General features: G+C 68.5%; 14 protein-coding genes. 6 read left to right on the forward strand and 8 right to left on the reverse strand.

Features of this window, described 5'->3' with window-relative positions; genetic code table 11:
• Nucleotides 1–340: 340 nt before the first annotated feature.
• Together LR394_RS36660 and LR394_RS36665 are read right to left on the reverse strand one after the other, a co-directional pair.
• Complete coding sequence (locus LR394_RS36660) at nt 341–1078, reverse strand: DUF7873 family protein (protein ID WP_231449295.1); 738 nt, start codon at nt 1076–1078, stop codon at nt 341–343.
• A gap of 93 nt (nt 1079–1171) precedes the next feature.
• Nucleotides 1172–1762, reverse strand: coding sequence for an acyl-CoA-like ligand-binding transcription factor (locus LR394_RS36665; RefSeq protein WP_231449296.1), 591 nt, complete (start codon nt 1760–1762; stop codon nt 1172–1174).
• 155 nt (nt 1763–1917) lie between these two features.
• Between LR394_RS36665 and LR394_RS36670 the strand changes: the two genes are divergently transcribed.
• The gene (locus LR394_RS36670) at nt 1918–2745 is read left to right on the forward strand and encodes a mycofactocin-coupled SDR family oxidoreductase (RefSeq protein WP_231449297.1); all 828 of its coding nucleotides are present in this window, start codon (nt 1918–1920) and stop codon (nt 2743–2745) included.
• 36 nt (nt 2746–2781) lie between these two features.
• Here the strand turns inward: LR394_RS36670 and LR394_RS36675 are convergent, their stop codons facing one another.
• Complete coding sequence (locus tag LR394_RS36675) at nt 2782–3666, reverse strand: LysR family transcriptional regulator (RefSeq protein ID WP_407937193.1); 885 nt, start codon at nt 3664–3666, stop codon at nt 2782–2784.
• A gap of 42 nt (nt 3667–3708) precedes the next feature.
• Between LR394_RS36675 and LR394_RS43455 the strand changes: the two genes are divergently transcribed.
• Both LR394_RS43455 and LR394_RS36685 read left to right on the forward strand, forming a co-directional pair.
• Nucleotides 3709–5001 carry a CoA transferase gene (locus LR394_RS43455; RefSeq protein ID WP_231449299.1) on the forward strand — a complete coding sequence of 431 codons (1293 nt, stop codon included), beginning with the start codon at nt 3709–3711 and terminating at the stop codon, nt 4999–5001.
• A gap of 57 nt (nt 5002–5058) precedes the next feature.
• Nucleotides 5059–6930 carry a LamG-like jellyroll fold domain-containing protein gene (locus tag LR394_RS36685; RefSeq protein ID WP_231449300.1) on the forward strand — a complete coding sequence of 624 codons (1872 nt, stop codon included), beginning with the start codon at nt 5059–5061 and terminating at the stop codon, nt 6928–6930.
• A 75-nt stretch (nt 6931–7005) separates the two neighbouring features.
• On the opposite strand, the gene LR394_RS36690 is transcribed toward LR394_RS36685, so the two are convergent.
• Entirely contained in the window at nt 7006–7785 is a 780-nt protein-coding gene (locus LR394_RS36690; RefSeq protein WP_231449301.1) for a calcium-binding protein, read from the reverse strand.
• A gap of 324 nt (nt 7786–8109) precedes the next feature.
• Between LR394_RS36690 and LR394_RS36695 the strand changes: the two genes are divergently transcribed.
• The gene (locus tag LR394_RS36695; RefSeq protein WP_231449302.1) at nt 8110–8634 is read left to right on the forward strand and encodes a GNAT family N-acetyltransferase; all 525 of its coding nucleotides are present in this window, start codon (nt 8110–8112) and stop codon (nt 8632–8634) included.
• Between the two features lie 14 nt (nt 8635–8648).
• On the opposite strand, the gene LR394_RS36700 is transcribed toward LR394_RS36695, so the two are convergent.
• The 3 genes from LR394_RS36700 to LR394_RS36710 form a co-directional block, all read right to left on the reverse strand.
• The gene (locus LR394_RS36700; RefSeq protein WP_269330397.1) at nt 8649–9839 is read right to left on the reverse strand and encodes a glycoside hydrolase family 18 protein; all 1191 of its coding nucleotides are present in this window, start codon (nt 9837–9839) and stop codon (nt 8649–8651) included.
• A 143-nt stretch (nt 9840–9982) separates the two neighbouring features.
• Nucleotides 9983–10633, reverse strand: a complete 651-nt coding sequence (locus tag LR394_RS36705; protein WP_231449304.1) for a YitT family protein — start codon at nt 10631–10633, stop codon at nt 9983–9985.
• Complete coding sequence (locus LR394_RS36710) at nt 10627–11703, reverse strand: histidinol-phosphate transaminase (protein WP_231449305.1); 1077 nt, start codon at nt 11701–11703, stop codon at nt 10627–10629. Before LR394_RS36710 ends, LR394_RS36705 begins: the two co-directional genes overlap by 7 nt.
• A gap of 99 nt (nt 11704–11802) precedes the next feature.
• On the opposite strand from LR394_RS36710, the gene LR394_RS36715 reads away from it, so the two are divergent.
• Complete coding sequence (locus tag LR394_RS36715; protein WP_231449306.1) at nt 11803–12279, forward strand: Lrp/AsnC family transcriptional regulator; 477 nt, start codon at nt 11803–11805, stop codon at nt 12277–12279.
• Here the strand turns inward: LR394_RS36715 and LR394_RS36720 are convergent.
• Nucleotides 12254–12448: a hypothetical protein gene (locus LR394_RS36720; RefSeq protein WP_231449307.1), complete on the reverse strand. Its 195-nt coding sequence runs from the start codon at nt 12446–12448 to the stop codon at nt 12254–12256. The genes LR394_RS36715 and LR394_RS36720 overlap by 26 nt on opposite strands.
• Nucleotides 12449–12586: 138 nt before the next feature.
• On the opposite strand from LR394_RS36720, the gene LR394_RS36725 reads away from it, so the two are divergent.
• Nucleotides 12587–13693, forward strand: coding sequence for an alpha/beta hydrolase family protein (locus LR394_RS36725; protein ID WP_231449308.1), 1107 nt, complete (start codon nt 12587–12589; stop codon nt 13691–13693).
• Nucleotides 13694–13810 lie beyond the last annotated feature (117 nt).

Here is a 13810-nt window from a genome sequence, read left to right on the forward strand (position 1 = left end):
AGGTGGTCGCCCGGGGATACCCTTCCCCGGGCGACCGGAGATGGACCCGTTGCGGGCCCGTGCACCAGATCCGCCCGACCGTCTTGAACGGCGCCGGTCACGCTGATTACCTGCGCGCTCTGCCGCTGAGCTAAAGGCCCATGATGGAGGGCCTTACGGGATTTGAACCCGTGGCCTCGCAGACCTTGCCGACGCCCGGTTGATCGGACCGCTGGTGTTTCACCCTGAGATTTGAGCGATAGTCTGACGATTGAGTGGTGGCTGCTGCCGAGCAGCCCACCGTCAGGCTGATTCTCAGTTTTACTACCTACACCCCGCGCTCATTCGGGGTGGTCTGGGGTTACCGCTCGCCGAACAGGTAGGCGAAGAACGGGGCGCCGATCGCGGTGTCGGTGATCTCGATCGAGTTCGCCTCTTCCCGGGCCTGCTTCACCGCCTCGGTGAGCTTCTGCACACGGGCCAGCAGTTCGCCGACCCGGTCGGCCGGCAGCGCACCGGAGTACTTGACCGTGGTCCAGGTGCCCTCCGGAACGTCCTCGGTGTACACGTCGACCTGGGCCGGGTGGTGCTCGGTGGCCTCGGCCTTGACCCAGTTGCGCATCACCTTCTTGGAACGCACGGTCTGCGCCGGGGCCGAGGCGTAGGCGCCGACGTCCGGGCTGTAGGACCAGCGTTCGGCCGGGTCGAGCACCGGCAGCTTCGTGATGAAGGTCTGCAGCTCGCCCAGCTTGCGCTCGAGGAACAGCAGGGTGGTCACGGTGACCCCGGGCAGGATGGTCCGGCCGTCGACCACCACGTCGGCCTTCGCCTCGCAGTTGGCGGCGTCCTTGGTCGCGGTCACGTCGAACAGCCGGGTCAGCTGGCCGGTCACCCGGTCGATCACCTCGGTGGCCCGGATCTGCGGCAGCTTGGTCTCGGCGGGCAGTTGCAGGCCGTCCTCGTCGCGCGGGGTGTAGCTGCGCGAGATGCCGGACAGCGGGTCGCTCTTCTGCACGTCCCGGTGCGCCGTGACGAAAGCCTGCTCGGCCGTGGCCTTGACGCCCTTCTCGATGGCGATGATCTGGTTCAGCTTGGTCATGACGACGACTCCCTCCCGAGCGAGGCCGACCCCGCTGCGATGCTGAGCAGGACCGTACTCACCGCAGCGTTCCGGGCAAAACAGGTTTTATGCTCAGAACCGCGGATCGGGCGGTAGGTGCAGCGAGAGCGCCTGCACCAGAGCCGGTTCCAGTTCGGTCTCGGGGTGCTCGACCCAGAACTGGTGACCGGTGAGCATCGCCGCGACCAGCGCCTGGCCGACCGCGACCGGAAAGAAACCGCCTTCCGGAGAGCCGGTCTGGCGGGCGGCGAAAGCCCGGCCCTCGCTGCGCCATCCGTTGAACGCGCCCCAGATCTGGGCCTGCACCGCGGGCACGCTGAACACCAGCTGCGCGCGGTGCAGGGCCCATGCGCGCTTGTCGGGGGTGGTGATCCGGTGCACGCTCAGTGCGGCCTCGGTGAGCACCTCGTCGTAGCGGCGGTCCGGGTCGGCGGCGGCCAGCAGCTTGGCGAACTGGATGTTCTCCGACTCGGTCTCCACCCAGAGCACGTCGGACTTGGTGGAGAAGTAGCGGAAGAAGGTGCGCCGGCTGACCCCGGCGGCGGCCGCGATGTCCTCGACCGAGACCTGCTCGAAGCCGCGCTCGAGGAAGAGCGTCTGCGCGGTGTCGGCCAGTTCGCGTGCACTGGTCGTGGCCGGGCGACCACCGAGAGGTCGTGTCATGGGAATCATCGTGCTGCACAGCCACCTCACGACAAACCGTGACACTATTCAATGCAATCTAGGGTGGACAGGTGGAAACTCCCTCCAATAGGTTGCGACACGCTGTGTCATAACCGGGTTCGTCCCCACCTCCCCCATCCGAAGGAGCAGCCGTCATGGGCCGCGTTGCAGGCAAGGTCGCATTCATCACCGGAGCTGCCCGTGGGCAGGGCCGCAGCCACGCGATCAAGCTGGCCGAAGAGGGCGCCGACATCATCGCCGTCGACATCGACACCCAGGTCGCCTCCGCCCCGTACCCGACCTCCACCGCCGACGACCTGGCCGAGACGGTCAAGGCCGTCGAGGCGCTGGACCGCCGGATCATCGCCCGCACCGCCGACATCCGCGACCTGGCCGCGCTGACCGCCGTCGCCAAGGAGGGCGTCGCCGAGTTCGGCCGCCTGGACATCGTGCTGGCCAACGCCGGTATCTCGAGCATGGCCCCGCTGGTGGACATGGACGAGGACATGTTCACCGAGATGGTCGACATCAACCTGACCGGTCAGTGGAAGACGCTGAAGGCGACCGTCCCGCACATCATCGAGGGTGGCCGCGGCGGTTCCGTGGTGATCACCAGCTCGCTGGCCGCGATGGTGGCCAACGGCAACAACGGCCACTACTCGGCCGCCAAGGCCGGTCTGGTCTCGATGATGAAGACCGCCGCCAAGGAGTGGGCGCCGCACAACATCCGGGTGAACACCATCCACCCGACCACGGTGCAGACCCCGATGATCATCAACGACGCCACGTTCCGGCTGTTCCGCCCGGACATCGAGAACCCCACCTACGACGACTTCATCGTCGCCGCCAACACCCTCAACGCCCTGCCGGTGCCGGTGACCGAGCCGATCGACATCACCAACGCCGTGATGTACCTGGTTTCCGACGAAGGCCGTTACGTGACCGGCACGACCCACGTGGTCGACGCCGGTGGCGCGCTCTGACCTGACCCGAGCGAGTCGCCCAAGGCGCTCGGGGGCCTAGAACTTCAGGTCCTCGAGCGCCTTCAGGGCCACCGCCAGCGCCGGGTTCTGGCTGTCGTGGGCCCAGAGCAGATGCAGTTCGACCGGTTTCGGCGTCGGCGTGGCGAACGGCAGGAACCGCACCCCGTCGGCGTGGATCAGCTGGGTGCTCTGCGGCACCAGCGCCACCCCGCGGCCACCCTGCACCAGCCAGACCATGGTCAGGATCTGGCTGACCGAGTGCACCACGTTGTCGTGCCGCACCGGCAGCAGGCCCACCACCAGGTCGTAGAAGTAGCGGGCCTTGGCGTCCGAGTGCATGATCAGCGGCTCACTGGCCAGGTCCTCGGGCCGGAGGGGACGCTTCAGCCCGGTCAGCGGATGCGCGTCGGGCACCGCCACCATCAGCCCTTCCCGCATCAGCAGCCGATGCCCGAACACCGCGGTGTCGAACGGCGGGCGGGCCAGGCCCAGGTCGATCTCGTGCGCCTGCACCGCCTCGATCTGATCGCGCGACACCAGCTCGAACAGCTCCAGCTCCAGATCGGGCAGCTGCTCCGAGAGATGATTGAGCAGCCGGGGCAGCACGCCGTATCCCGCACCGCCGGTGAAGCCCACCCGCAGCGTTCCCGCCGACCCCGCCGAGATCCGTCTGGCCAGCTCCGGTGCCGTCTCCGCCAGGGCCAGCAAGCGCCGGGCCTCGCCGTAGAACGCCTCCCCTGCCTTGGTCAGGCGAACGCCCCGGCTGTCCCGGTCGAACAGCCGCACGCCGACCTCGCGCTCCAGTTTCTGCACCAGCCGGGACAACGGCGGCTGGGTCATCGACAACCGGGCTGCGGCGCGGCCGAAATGCAGCTCCTCCGCGACAGTGACGAAACCCCGTAGCTGCTCGAACGAGAACATGTTCGCGGACAATACCTGCGTGCGTTGGGGCATGATCAGCTGGTGACCCGCATCCTGCCGCCTTTGGAACTGGACCCCGGTGAACTGCCCTACGGTCCGCGCCGATGGTGGGGTGGACCGCTCGATGTGGAGGGACTGGCTTTGGCCTCCGTGGGGCTGGCCACGGCCGCGGTAGACGATCTGCTGGACCGCCCCGGTGCGCTACGGGCGTCCTCGCCCCGGATCGCCAGCGCCTTCAATTCTCTGGGGTACCTGCAGATCAACGGACGTCGGCCGCTCGGCTTTGCGGAGCTGTCCGGCTTCTTCCCTACCGCTGACGGCTGGATCCGCACCCACGCGAACTACCCCCACCATGCAGATCGCCTGCGGCGGGCTTTAGGGGCATCCACAGCAGAGGACGTCGGTGAGCGCCTCACGCGTTTGTCCGCCTTGGATGCGGAGCAGCTGATCGGAGACGCCGGCGGTATCGCAGCGGTGGTGCGAACCCGTCGGCAGTGGCTGGATTCGCCGATGGCGGATGCTCCGTTGCCCCGCGACTGGATCTCCTTCGACGTGGGCTCCTCACCCGGCGCAGCCTGGCGTCCAGGCGCCGACCTGCCACTGTCCGGCCTGCGGGTCCTCGACTTCACCCGGGTCATCGCCGGGCCGGTCGCCTCCCGTACCCTCGCTGCGCTGGGTGCTGACGTGCTCCGAATCGACTCACCTTCGCTGCCCGAGCCGGTGGACCAGCACATCGACAGCGGATTCGGAAAACGTACCGCCCTGCTGGATCTCGGTCAGGGACCTGAGCAGTTGCTCGAGCTCGCCGACGTGGTGCTGCTGGGCTACCGCAACGGCGCCCTGGACCGCTTCGGCCTGTCCCCCGAAGCCCTGCGCGAACGCTACCCGGCCCTGATCGTCATCAATCTCGACGCCTGGGGTACTACCGGCCCGTGGGCTCAGCGCCGCGGTTTCGACAGCATCGTGCAGGCCGCCACCGGCATCGCCGACGTCTACCGCCAGCGCAACGGACGCCCGGGTGCCCTGCCGGTTCAGGCGCTGGACCACGCCACCGGGTACGGCATGGTCGCTGCCACCGTCGGGCTGGTGACCGCGCGGCTGCGCCACGGCGTGAGTGGCATCGCCCGGCTGAGTCTGGTGCGGGCCGCCGACCTGCTGTTCCGCAGCAAGGCGCCCGACGTTCCGGTGCAGGGGGTTGCCGATCCGGAGTTGATCACGACCGACAGCCCGTACGGCGAACTGCGCTACGTCCCCTCACCTTTCGATCTGTACGGTGCGCCGCTGACCTACCCGCACCCGCCCCGGCTCTACGGCGAGGACGCCCCGGTCTGGTAGCCGATTATTACCTTTTGAGCCACTACGCGGCCATCTGACGCGAGCAGAGTCCTGGGCATGACTCAGCATGAAGGCCGGCTCCCGGTCAGTCGGCGCACCCTGTTTCGTGGTGCCGTGGCCGTTCCCGCGGTCGGCGCGGTTGCGCCGTTGGTCAGTGCGCCCACGGCCGCCGCCGACTCGATCAGCGCCGCAAATTTCGATTCAGCCGGCCCCCGCTTCGCCATCGCCGTTCTGCCCGACACCCAGTACCTTTTCGATGCCGACAGCTCCGACCCGGAACCGCTGCGGGCCACCTTCCGTTACCTGGTCTCCGAGCGCGACGACGCCAACATCGCGTTCATGACCCACCTGGGCGACGTCACCGAGCACGGCACCGACCACGAGATCACCCTGGCCTCGAAGACCTTCAAGCTGATCGACGGCAAGGTGCCCTACAGCGTCCTGGCCGGCAACCACGACATCAACGGCTCCACCGACGACCAGCGCGGCGATTCGCCGTACCTGCAGGCGTTCGGGCCCAAGCGGTTCCGGGGACGCCCGACGTTCGGCGGCAGCTCGCCCGACGGCTACAACAGCTACCACGTGATCCGCGGCGGCGGCCGCCAGTGGCTGATCCTGGCGCTGGACTGGCGCGCTTCCGACCAGGGCCTGGCCTGGGCCCAGGGCGTGCTCGACGCGCACCCGAAGCTGCCGGTCATCCTGACCACGCACGACCTGGCCGCCTCGGACGAGCAGGGCCAGGCCGCGCTCTCCGGCCACGGGCAGCGGTTGTGGGACCAGCTGATCAACGCCAACGACCAGATCTTCCTCACCCTGAACGGACACTACTGGCCCTCCGGCCGCACCGTGCTGACCAACCAGGCCGGGCACCCGGTGCACGCGCACATCACCAACTACCAGGACCGTTACTACGGCGGCGCCGGGATGATCCGGCTGTACTCGTTCGACCTGGCCCGCAACGTGATCGACGTGGAGACCTTCTCGCCCTGGTTCCTGGACACCGACCCGGCCCGGCGCTCGCAGCTGGGCGCCGAGACCATCGAGCTCACCGGCCCGGCCGACCGGTTCAGCGTGGAGATCGACTTCGACGAGCGGTTCGCCGCCTTCGCCGGGGTCAAGGCGGCCGATCCCGTCCCGCCGGCGGCGGTGCTGGTGCGAGGAACCGTGGCGTACTGGCGTTTCGACCAGGCCGGGCTCACCGCAGCCGGTTCCGACGGCAAGGCACTGCCCGCCGGAACCGTGGCCCGCGACCTCACCGGCAAGGGCAACGACCTGACCGCCGCGATCCTGCACAACAGCAGCGCCGACGTCCTCAGCTGGTCGGCCGAGCATCACCCCGCCCAGCCCGCCCACGCCAGCCTGCGCTTCGACGGCGGCCAGAACCCGAACCGGGCCGCGGTGCTGGAGACCGCGGCCAAGGCACCGATCAACAGCATGAAGTTCACCTCCGGCTACACCATCGAGGCCTACTTCAAGCTGCCCGAGAAGTTCGAGGGCCAGCACGCCTGGATGGGCATCCTGAGCTGGGAAGGCCGGGCCGGGGACGCGGGCAAGACCAACGGCTACTCCGAGGACGAGGCGCCCTGCTCGCTGAACCTGTCCGGCGAGCGCTTCCTGCAGTACGCCGTCTACCCCTCGGTGCAGAACTCGCAGCCCACCTCGTGGAGCCACGCCCTGCCGGTGGGCCGGTGGATGCACCTGGCCGTGGTCAACGACGGCAAGCGCACGATCATCTACATCGACGGCTCACCGATCGCCCGTAATCCCACCCAGCCTTCGACCGGGATCGCGACCCTGGGCAAGCCTTTCGCGCTCGGTGGGACACAGTCGGCGGAGAAGTTCGGGCAGGGCTACTACGGCTGGCTCGGTGACGTGCGCATCGTCGACCGGGCCCTGAAGCCGAAGGATTTCATGACGCCGGCTCAGTAGCCCGGCCCCAGATGCGGCTGGCCCGGGCGACGTGCGGACGTCGCCCGGGCCAGGTGGATCAGAGCTTCAGGTGGTTCAGGGCTTGGAGTCCATGACCCCGTTGATGGTGTCCCAGCCCGAGCCGCCTTCCAGGACGTTGGTCCCGTCCATGTCCTCCAGCTCGTCGTCGCCCTTCTCGCCGAACAGCTGGTCGTCGCCCTCGGCGCCGAGGAGCGTGTCGTCGCCCCCGCCGCCGTAGACCTCGTCGTCACCGGCGCCGGCCCACACGCTGTCGTGGCCGCCTCCGGCGCGCACCCAGTCGTCGCCGTCCTCGCCCCAGATCCAGTCGTCGCCGTCACCGGCGGACAGATCGTCGTCACCGGCCCCGCCGTACAGCGAGTCGCTGGCCAGGCCGCCGATCAGGCGGTCGTCGCCGCCGGCCCCGGCGAGCACGTCCTTACCCGCGCCCCCGTTCAGCACGTCGTCCTGGTCGCCGCCGGTGAGAACGTCGTTGCCGTCGCCACCGGTCACCGAGTTGAAACCGTCACCGGCGTCGACCGTGTCGTTGCCCAGGCCACCGGAGATGCTGTCGCTCCCCAGGCCGCCGTCGATCCAGTCGTTGCCGTCGCCACCGGCGATCTCGTCGTCGCCGCCCAGCCCGCAGATGGTGTCGTTACCACCGATGCCGACGATGCGGTCGCCGCCCGCGGTCCCGATGATGACGTCGTCACCGGCGGTTCCCACGATGGTGCCGTGGCTGAACGTGGTGCTGGTGGCCGCCTTACCGTTGCAGGTAGGCGCGGCCTGCGCCTGCGACAGGGCGATCTGGCCGCCGACGACCGCGGTCAGCACCGAAGCTCCCAGAAGCCCGGCCACTCTCTTTCCCCGAATCACTTTCCCCCCACACGATCAATGGAATTCCGACGCGAGAAAAGTAACCAGCTCAAGGGATTCGGCGGATCACGAGCGCAGTATGTGAACCGAACTCCCTAGTCTCCGCGGCCGATCGGAGGGAAAGAAATTCAGCCCAAGCGATTTTCGGTCCAGAACCGACGAATTCACCCGGGCCCACGCCGCGGCCGTTCCCGCGATTCTTAACGAAGGCCTCAGGCATCAGAGTTTTCTCAGCAACCCCAAGGTCTGAGTGCCTTTTGACGCTGGGCGCAAGCACCGGGGCCGGGTATCTGGAACCATGGTCCGGTGAACGCACCGCGCTGGCTGAGCGCCCCTGACCAGGTCGACGACCATCTCCGTGAGGCCCTCACCGTCTGCTGGCGCGACGTGGCCAACGCCGGCGGATCCGTCGGCTTCGTTCAGCAGACTCCGGTCAGCGACGACGTGGTCCGGCCCGAGGTGGACAAGATCGTCGAGCAGCTCGGGCGGGCTCATCTCCTGGTCGCCGGCGAGCCCGACAAGGTCGCGGGCTGGCTGGTCCTCACCACCAACGCCTCGCTCGCCTTCCGGCACTGGGGCCTGGTCACCCGAGTCCAGACCGCCCCGGCCGTGCGAGGTACCGGAGTAGCCCGGGCGTTGCTGACCGAGCTGGCTCGCTACGCCAAGGTCGATCTCCGGCTGGCTTCACTCCGTTTGGACGCTCGCGGTGGGGAAGGTCTGGAACGCTTCTACGAGCACTTCGGCTGGGAGGTCGTCGGCCGGTACCCGGAGGCCATCGACCTCGGAGGCGGCGACCTGCGTGACCAGCTCTACCTGAACCTGTCGCTGTAGCGCACGACGAGCGGTCAGGACAGGCCCTTCGCGATGGCCTTGGTCAACGAGGCCTTGGCGGTGTCCCCGGAGAACTCCCAGTAGAACGCCCCGCCCAGTTTCTGCTTCTTGGCGTACTTCATCTTCCCGGCAATGGTTTTCGGGGTGTCGTAGCTCCACCAGTTCTTGCCGCACTTGGCGTAGGCGCTGCCACCCACGGTGCCGCTGGGCGGGCAGGTCCGGGCCAGCACCCGGTAGCTCTCGATCCCGGTGCCCGAGCTGCCCTTGGCCGGGCCGGTCGCCGCGCCGCCGGGGGCCTTCTGCTTCACCCCGGTCCAGCCGCGGCCGTAGAAGGGCACCCCCAGCAGCAGTTTTTTCGACGGCACGCCCTGCTGACGCAGTGCCGCGATCACCGTCTTGGAGTCGTACCCCTTCGGCTTCGCGCTGGCGTAGTCGCCCAGCGGCGAGTGCGGCGCGGTCGGGCCCTTGCGTTCCCAGCTGCCGTGGTAGTCATACGTCATCGGCATCAGCCAGTCGAGGTACTTGGCCCCCTCGGCGTAGTTCGCCTTGAACAGGGTGCCGCCGGCCCGGCCGTTGCCGGTGATCGCCGAGGTGACCAGGTCCTTGCCGAACTCCTTGCGGACCGCCCTGAGCAGGACCGGGTAGGCGTTGTAGCCGCTGGCGTCACAGTTCACGCCGCAGGTGTTCGGGTACTCCCAGTCGATGTCGATGCCGTCGAACACGTCGGCCCAGCGCTTGTCCTCGACCAGGGCCCGGCAGGACCTGGCGAAGCCGGCCGGGTCGAGCGCGGCCTGGGTGAAACCGGCCGAGCCGGTGCCCCCGCCGAACGACCAGATCACCTTGAGCCGGGGATGCTTCTGCTTGAGCTGGCGCAGCTGGTTGAAGTTGCCCGCGACCTTCTGCGAGGCCAGGTCGGCCCGGCCGTTGACCGACTGGGCGGCCGGAATCTTCTTCTGGTAGTCGGCATACGCGTCTCCGATACCGCAACGCCCACCCTCGACCGAGCCGAACGCGTACAGCACGTGCGTGAGCTTGCCGGCCGCGCCGCTGGTGTGCAGCCGCTTCACCTGCCCGGTGGCCCCGCGGTAGGTGGCCCAGTTCGTGTAGTAACCGACCACTTTGGCCTTCTTGGCGGCGGCCACGGTGAGATCGGGCTCGGGGTTGGCGGCGCCGGCACCGAACGGGTTCAGCAGCACGATGGCCATCAGGGCCGCGATCGACGCCGCCGACGAAATCAGAACAACCCGAGCACGTGTCACCGAAAACCCCCAGCTACTGATCAAGCTCAGCCGAAGCTAGCAGGGATTCCGGGTCGAGTCCGGCTCCGCAAGAACCTCTTATACGGGATTTAGCGTGGGTCTGCGGCGGGGTACCGGCCGGGACGGTGATTGAGCACCAGGACCAGGTTCAGCGCGGCCACCCCCAGAGCCGACAGCGCCACGGTGCCGACGTCGGCCGTCAGCATGGACAACACCACCACCCCGCTGTCCAGCCCGAGCAGCACGTAACCGGCTCGCCAGCCCAGCCGTTCCTGAGCCAGCACCGCGATCACGTTGAAACCGCCCAGGCTGCTGTGATGCCGCAGCACGATCAGCAGGCCGACCCCAGCCACCAGATTGCCCAGCAGCACGGCGTAGACGGGGTTGACCTGTCCCAGTTCGAGAAACCGGGACTGCAGCAGCGAAAAGCCGGACAGCAGGAGGACGGACAGCACCGAACGCCCCACGAAGGCCGGGCCTTTGCGGTTCCAGGCCAGCACCGCGAACGGCACGTTCACCGCGGCGAAGACCAGGCCGAAGGGCCAGGACAGCCATTGGCACAGCCACAGCACGAACCCGGCCGTACCACCCGTCACCGCGCCGGCCGACTTGATCAGGTAGAGCCCGAAGGCGGTGATCAGCGTCCCGGTGACCAGGGCGAAGAGATCCTCGGCGAGCCCGTGCCGATGGATCGACGACGGCGATGACGCCGGAGGAGGCGCCGGTGCGGTGGTCAGCACCTCGGACCGGCCAGGACGTCGAGCACCCGGTCGTTGGTGGCGCGGTCGGCCAGCGTGATCCGCAGGCCCTCGTCGGCGAACGGGCGCACCAGAATGTCGGCCTCACCGAAGGCTTCCAGCAGATGCACCGAACCGGGCAGCCAGAGGAAGTTGGCCTGACTGTCCGGCACCCACCAGCCGAGCTCGCGCACCGCGGCCAGCATCCGGTTGCGTTCCCGGACGATCGCCTCGACCCGTTCCCGCAACTCCTCCCGGGCGGACAACGAGGCGATGGCCGCTTCCTGGGCGATGCTGCTGACGCCGAAGGGTAGCGCGGTCTGGCGCAGACCGTCCGCCAGCATCTCGGACGTCACGGCGTAGCCCACCCGCAGCCCGGCCAGGCCGTAAGCCTTGGAGAAGGTCCGCAGCACACACACGTTGGCCCGGCGGTTCAGCAGGCCGACCGGGCTGGTGTACTCCGCGTAGGCCTCGTCGAGGACCACCAGCACGGTGGGCGGCACCTGATCGAGGAAGGCCGCCAGCGCTGTGGGGTCCAGCCCGGTACCAGTCGGGTTGTTCGGCACGCACAGCAGCACGATCCGGGTGCGCTCGGTGATCGCCTTCAGCATCGCGTCCAGGTCGTGGCCCAGCTCCGGGGTCAGCGGGACCGGGACCGGCTGCGCCCCGGCCAGCCGGGTCAGCAGGGGGTAGGCCTCGAACGAGCGCCAGGCGAAGACGACCTCGTCACCGGCGTCGCAGAAGGTCGCCATGAGCTGCTGGATGGCGCCCACGCTGCCCGGGCTGACCGCGATCTGGTCGGGCGTGACGGCGTGGTACTCGGTGGCGGGGAGTTCGGCCGACAGGTGCTCGGCGATTGCGTGCCGCAGTTGGGTGCACGCCGCGTCCGGGTAACGATTGGCGGCCGATGCCGCGCGCCGGATCGCTTCCTGGACCGACGGCAACGGCTCGAAGTGGCTCTCGTTCGCGGCCAGCGACGCAGTCCGCGCCGACGAGGCCCGGCGGCCGGGCCGGTAGGGCGGCATCGCCGAGAGCACCGATCGCAGCGCGGGCTGTTCCTGCACGTGGTTCATGGGGGAAGACTCACCGGTAGCCAGCCACCTGCGCAACAGACGGCTTCGCGACTGAGCAGAACGGCACGTCTCAAGTTCGAGAGGTGCCAAAATGCTCACATGGACGCTCTTGATGCCCGGATCTTGCTGGCCCTGGACGAAGACCCCGACGCCACCGCGCTGGCTCTGGCCCAGCGGCTGGGGATCGCCCGCAACACGCTCAGCGCCCGCCTGACCCGGATGCGCGAGACCGGGGCCCTGCGCGAGTTCTCGCGCCGGGTCGACCCGGCTCACCTGGGACGTGGCCTGGTGGCGTTCGTGTCGATCGCGATCAGCCAGACCACGTCCACCGGTGTCACCGACGTCCTGCGGGCCGTCCCGGAGGTGGTGGAGATGCACATGACCACCGGCGAAGCCGACCTTCTGGTCAAACTGGTGGCCGTCGACACCGCCGACCTGCACCGGATCACCAATCAGATCCTGGAGGCGCCCGGTGTGGTGCGGACCAGCACCGCCATCTCGCTGTTCGAGGAGATGCCGCTGCGCCTGCAGGCCCTGATCCGGCAGGTGGCTACAACACCCACCCCAAGGACATGAGCACCAGTCCGCCCAGGACCAGCGCGAGGGCCAGGCCGATCAGATGGGACGGCCAGTACAGCCCGGCCTGCCGATGGTGGTAGTGCTGGTGATTTGTCGCAAGCATGGCCCTGTAGCCATCCAATCTGGCGCTCCATTGCGCCGTGACTGTCTCGAGCGCCATCAGCATGCCTCTTCCACCGGCTCGCAGACCGTCTGAGCCGACGAATCACCCCTTCGGGCGCTCACCGCGCGGATTGCCGGACGACGGTCCCTCCGGCTAGGTTCGGTAAACGCTTTCCGGATCCCCTGCAGAACGGACGTGACGATGCGTCTCGGAGTCCCCGACGGCCTGGTCGAACTGCTCCAGGAGTCCTGGCCACTGTTCGGCAGCGACTCCCCCACTCCCGAGGCCGTCCGGGAACGGCTGCGCGGCACGCTCGGGGTCCCGAATCCTCCGGCGGAACTGGACGTCCACATTGAGGACGAGTGGCAGCGAGACGGTCTCAGCGGCACCGAACTGTCCTGGAACGCGGGTTTCGGTGAACGTGTGGCCGGGCGCTGTCTACGTCCCGCCGGCAGCGAGCAGAAGGCTCTGCCGGGCGTGCTGTTCCTGCACTGCCACGGCGGGGTCAAACGTTTCGGGCTGGCCAAACTGGCCGACGGCGCGGACGGCAGAGCGGAACACCCGGTCATCGAGCAGATCCGCTCGCAGCTCTACGGCGGACGCCCGGCAGCGGAAGACCTGGCGCGGACCGGACGGGTCGTCCTGGTGCACGACGGTTTCGGCTGGGGCAGTCGCCGGATGCCGCTCGATTCCATGCCGGCCCGCAGCGAGGCCTTCGCCGAACGTGAAATTCGGTCTGCTGGTCCCGATCTGGACGAAGCCACGCTCTACGACATCCACGCCAACCCCGCCGAGGACGCGGTGGCCAAGGCCCTCGGCATCCTCGGCACCTCCTGGGCCGGCCTGCTGGCCCGGGAAGACCTGATCGCCGGGCAGGTGCTGGCCGATCTGGCTCCCACCGGGTACTCCGTCATGGGCCTGTCCGGCGGCGGCGCCCGGGCGGCCCTGGCCACCGCCCTCGGAATGCCCGCCCGGGCAGTGGTAGTCAGCGCCATGACCTCCAGCTTGGCCCACATGCTGCCCGCCCACGTGTCCTCGCACACCTGGGCGCTGATGACTCCCGGCCTCGGGCGCATCGCCGACTGGCCCCAGATCATTGCCACCGCCGCACCCCGGCCCCTCCTGGTCCAGTACGCGCGCCAGGACCAGCTTTTCCCGCTCGAGGGGATGCAGAACGCCCACCGCCAGATCAGCGAGGCCTATGCCCAGGCCGGTAGCACAGAGGCCTACACCGGCTCGTTCCACGACGCCCCGCACAGCTTCAGCCCGTCCATGCAGAAGGAAGCCTTTGACTGGCTGCCCGGCTGAGCCTGCACGCCGGCTCCGGTCAGATGGCGTCCCAGAACGACCACCACCCCAGACCTGCCACGGCGCGTGACAGACCGGCAACAGGCAGCCAGGTGATCAAGATTGTCGGTGGCAGCA

The sequence above is a fragment of the Kineosporia babensis genome, assembly GCF_021129305.1.
Classification (GTDB): Bacteria; Actinomycetota; Actinomycetes; order Actinomycetales; family Kineosporiaceae; genus Kineosporia; species Kineosporia babensis.

Bases quoted from the DNA above. Each gene is read 5' to 3' on its own strand.
- LR394_RS36660 (WP_231449295.1), bottom strand. From the start codon at position 1,078: ATGACCAAGCTGAACCAGATCATCGCCATCGAGAAGGGCGTCAAGGCC.
- LR394_RS36665 (WP_231449296.1), bottom strand. From the start codon at position 1,762: ATGACACGACCTCTCGGTGGTCGCCCGGCCACGACCAGTGCACGCGAA.
- LR394_RS36670 (WP_231449297.1), top strand. From the start codon at position 1,918: ATGGGCCGCGTTGCAGGCAAGGTCGCATTCATCACCGGAGCTGCCCGT.
- LR394_RS36675 (WP_407937193.1), bottom strand. From the start codon at position 3,666: ATGTTCTCGTTCGAGCAGCTACGGGGTTTCGTCACTGTCGCGGAGGAG.
- LR394_RS36685 (WP_231449300.1), top strand. From the start codon at position 5,059: ATGACTCAGCATGAAGGCCGGCTCCCGGTCAGTCGGCGCACCCTGTTT.
- LR394_RS36700 (WP_269330397.1), bottom strand. From the start codon at position 9,839: ATGGCCATCGTGCTGCTGAACCCGTTCGGTGCCGGCGCCGCCAACCCC.
- LR394_RS36710 (WP_231449305.1), bottom strand. From the start codon at position 11,703: ATGAACCACGTGCAGGAACAGCCCGCGCTGCGATCGGTGCTCTCGGCG.
- LR394_RS36715 (WP_231449306.1), top strand. From the start codon at position 11,803: ATGGACGCTCTTGATGCCCGGATCTTGCTGGCCCTGGACGAAGACCCC.
- LR394_RS36720 (WP_231449307.1), bottom strand. From the start codon at position 12,448: ATGCTGATGGCGCTCGAGACAGTCACGGCGCAATGGAGCGCCAGATTG.
- LR394_RS36725 (WP_231449308.1), top strand. From the start codon at position 12,587: ATGCGTCTCGGAGTCCCCGACGGCCTGGTCGAACTGCTCCAGGAGTCC.